This is a genomic window from Marinifilum sp. JC120 (assembly GCA_004923195.1).
In the GTDB taxonomy this organism is placed as follows: Bacteria; Desulfobacterota; Desulfovibrionia; order Desulfovibrionales; family Desulfovibrionaceae; genus Maridesulfovibrio.
The window spans coordinates 1-2,142 of the sequence record RDSB01000048.1 but is presented as its reverse complement, the minus strand read 5'-3'; the positions used below and the strand labels follow the sequence as shown (position 1 = coordinate 2,142).

Below are 2,142 nucleotides of genomic sequence, written 5' to 3'. Positions count from 1 at the left end.
GGGAAAAATGTGTTGCGGTAGAACACCAATGGCAACTATGCTGGATGGAAGAGAACTCTGGAACGACAAGGTCCAAAGTTTAAACTAAACTGACAATTTCGGTCCCATCAGAAAGGCGGACTGTCAGATCAAGTATGAACCACTACAATTGAATACTACATTGACAATGCGTAGTCTTGATGCCGAAGGCCAGAACTGTTTTGTTCTGGCCTTCTTTTTTTGGGTGGTGCTAGAGTAGAAGATATGTTTTATTGCAGAGGTCAGCTAAGATGAGAGATAACCTCATTCTTCAACCCAACAGAAACCCCATACTCACCAGCCAATTTTTCAAATCCAGACAAGCTGGCCTGCACTTGTTCGATAATTCGTTCAGCTTTTTTCTCACTGACATTGGCAACAGCAGCCAGTGCAAGCAGATGTTCTTCTCCCGGATTTTTGCCTTCTCCCATTACCATGGTCGACTGTTCCCCGCTGGGGCCATGTGAATATGTCAGATCATAAGCAGGAGAAAATGACCATTCACCGGTTTTGTCCATCAGGAAGGTAAAGTTTTTGCCATGGTCATCACGGTTGTGAGCCAGTACGTTGAAAACCGCTAATCGATAGACCTTTTCCACTTCCTGTTGGTTCCTGGTCAGAATGTAGGTGAGTTTTATTAAGTCTTCGTAATCCAAAGCAGGGGTGCGGTAGTCTGCTTCAAGCAATCCGCAGGCTGTATGCATGTGAAATCTTTCAATGCCAGATATGTCAAACCTTTTAATTCCGAAATAGCCCGGCCCGTTGTGGGCAGGCAGAAGGTCTGTTTCCGGCATTTCGATACCTGCGTTGCAGGCCATGATGGAATAGACATATTCAAGGGCTCCGCTATCTTTGCCGTCTTGAGTGTTCGGGAATTTTACCATCCATGGCTCCGAAGTATTGTCTGGGCACGCCCGCGCTCCACCGCTTGTCATGGGGAAGCATTTCATGGTCCCATCAGAACATCTGTTAACCAGTACCTTGGGCCTAGCCCCGGCAGAAGACCCGTTCAGATGCAGCAGAGCTTCAAGCACGTCCCTGGGCATTCCGGAAAGTTCTTCCTCTAGAATATTGTGGGCATACCCGGCAATTTCATCCAGGTTTAATTCTCGTGAATCTGGTTGTGAAACGGCTGGTTCATATTCAAGAGTTCCAAGTCCGTTCAATCCTACATATGCTAGCCGATCCAGCGGGGTAATCTGTCTTGGGTGTATGCCCATGGATCTAAGCAGTCGTTCCATAAGCAGGCGTCCCCATCCATCAGGTAGGGAATCATAAAATACGCCAGGCAGGGATTCAAAGGGTGAATTGCATTTTAAGAACTTTTGTTTGGTCGGCAGCTTTATGGGGGAGAGTTCAATACCGGTACTGATGAAATCGTCTGAATATTCAAAGTAAATATCGCCGGAGCGTTGGGCTAGAATGCCAACATGATGACGTATCATACCGAAGTTGCAGTACACATCAAGCCGTTCGTGGTTGCTCGTTGTTGCGCTCATTTTCCGCTGCCTCGCTTTCGTTTTTTCGGTGTGGTTTTATCGAGTACCTGATCCATTGAAGTAAATTTTTGTTTTCGGGGTTCTGTTGCCTGCACTAAGTCGTCAAGAATATCTAGGCAAAAGCAAATTTGAACAAATGATTCTAGAGAGATTTTTCCAGTCTGTTCAAATTTTCTGAGAGTGGAAAGCGGTACTCCGGATCTTTCAGCCAAGGCCTTTTGGGTCCAGTTGCGAATGAGTCTTTGTTCACGAATGTTTTGTCCCAAGGTCGCGAAACTGTCAGCAGGAGTTTTGTTCAGTAGTGACATAATAGTAGTATTTAATCATGAAAAAAGATTTTAGTAAACATAATAAGGGTGTTTAATTATGTTTCTGTATAGTTTGTAAACTGGTAAGAAAAGCCCCATTAAGATTACCTATATGGGGCTGAGTTGTCTTGATATTGCTTAAGATTTTGCATGAATGCGTGACATTAAGACTGCGCTTTCCCCCGAAATTAGGACCACGAGTTAAGGTGGAGTCTGCGTCCTAAAAACGATAAGGAAGGACGTATGAGCAAAACAGGAAAAAGACGGAAGCATTCGGACAAATTCAAGGCCAAGATAGCTCTGGAAGCAATCCGGGG

2 protein-coding genes are annotated in these 2,142 nt (G+C 45.1%); both read right to left on the bottom strand.

From position 1 onward, the window contains the following. Positions 1–260: 260 nt before the first annotated feature. The gene (locus D0S45_20200; GenBank protein TIH11261.1) at positions 261–1,517 is read right to left on the bottom strand and encodes a type II toxin-antitoxin system HipA family toxin; all 1,257 of its coding nucleotides are present in this window, start codon (positions 1,515–1,517) and stop codon (positions 261–263) included. Then, positions 1,514–1,825, bottom strand: a complete 312-nt coding sequence (locus D0S45_20195) for an XRE family transcriptional regulator (protein ID TIH11260.1) — start codon at positions 1,823–1,825, stop codon at positions 1,514–1,516. The genes D0S45_20200 and D0S45_20195 overlap by 4 nt, the downstream gene beginning before the upstream one ends. Positions 1,826–2,142: the final 317 nt, after the last annotated feature.